Source organism: Mesobacillus sp. (assembly GCF_049588175.1).
Lineage (GTDB): Bacteria > Bacillota > Bacilli > Bacillales > Cytobacillaceae > Mesobacillus.
In genome coordinates, this window is the sequence record NZ_JBAVFI010000617.1 from 1 (window position 1) to 1,573 (window position 1,573).

The window sequence follows — 1,573 nt, forward strand, 5'->3', positions numbered from 1 at the left end:
CTTAGGTGTCGTATAGCAAAATTCATTATTCAGGAAGTGATGGTCCTTGTCATCAAAAATCATATTCAACATCAATGAAGTTAATAGTTCCATTTCGGGTTTGAGCCGGACTATTTCAAGTTTGCAGAGTATCCAGAATCAGGTGGCTGGTGTGAGAAGCAGTGTGGATCCGCGAATTTTGTCAAGAAGTGGGATCAACGGTCAATTCAAACGTGCCTCTGCATCTTTTGACCGAATCGATATGAAAATGAACCAGCTTAAGTCGTTTACAAACAACGCTGCTGATCGATATTCAAATTCAGAAAATCGGGTGAATCGCCAGGCAGATGCTGTAAATAAGGCGATTGGTGCGGCAAGAAAACAGATTGATGAACGCTTTGCTAGTGATTTATATGAAACTTATAATAATACTTACGGCCGCTGGGTTGATTTTTTACATGGTGCGCAATATTCAGCCGGTGCAGGTATCCTGCATCTTCTTGGTTTCAGGTTTAAAGATGTGAATGGGATGCTAGGTAACCTACGTGTAGTCGATGATGTTTTGCTGGGGAAGATTCCTATTCCAATGGAAACTATGTTGAGAAAAATTGAAGAATCTAGATTAAAGCACCTTGCAAGGCTGATGGTCAGTCCGCAAAGAGCCTTTTCAAATCTAACCTTAGCGGAATTAATTTATAAAAAAGGTACCAGTTTTTTTGCTGATGACATTGGAAATCTCAGTAAAAGTGTTAGAACATTTATGGATGACGCTAAAACAGGAACGATGATGAATGCAGTAAAAAGCAATGCTGGCACTGTGTTGAAGAATGGAATGAGATTTGCAAAGTCGAATGCTGCGCTGGCAGTACTCATTACTGCTGGAGCAGAATCAATCGGTGCAGGAATCAAAATCACTGAAAACTATAACATGTACAGTGGCGAGAAGCTGAAGGAAGAAAACGCGAAAGTAGTCGGAAGAGCCGTATACAAAACCGGGGTTGTATCAGCAACATCTGTAGGGGGTGCCGTTATTGGCGGAGTCCTCTTAAGTGCGTTCGGACCAGTAGGTACCGTAGTGGGCGCAACTGCAGGAGGATTTGTAGGGAGCTGGGTTGGCGATAAAATTACACAAAAAACCCCTGCATGGGTTGATAACACCGCATTGCACTTTAAGGACGGCATTCACAAAGGAACGGAGGCAATAGCTTCTGGAGTCAGCAAAGTGAAGGATGGGTTCAATGATGTTAAAGACCATGCTTCGGGTTTATTAAGCGGTGCGAAATCATTCCTTGGTTTCGGGAACTAGGAGGGTACCATGAATCATCTATCTCTTTCGATAGAGGAATTAATCTATTGTTTTTACAGTGAAGGCTTTTTTGAACAGGGCAATGCTTTGAAGCAGGTCTATTTTGGCGACCTTGACGACGAGAAAATGGATCTGTTGCTGCAGATTACGACTCGCTCCCTATTATCTAAAAGATTACTAGTTTACAAAGATCATAAATTTACTTTAGTGGAAGATCTTGCTCAAATCATAACTACACTAAATTATTCAGATCAATCAATTAAGGCCTCTCGCCATAAAAGTGGTGGC

1 protein-coding gene and 1 pseudogene are annotated in these 1,573 nt (G+C 41.6%); both read left to right on the plus strand.

The genetic code is table 11. The features are described 5' to 3' along the window. Positions 1-151 precede the first annotated feature (151 nt). Positions 152-1,285, plus strand: coding sequence for a hypothetical protein (locus tag WB217_RS14965; protein ID WP_423994044.1), 1,134 nt, complete (start codon positions 152-154; stop codon positions 1,283-1,285). 9 nt (positions 1,286-1,294) lie between these two features. Next, a pseudogene (locus WB217_RS14970) lies at positions 1,295-1,573 on the plus strand (hypothetical protein); the annotation flags it as partial.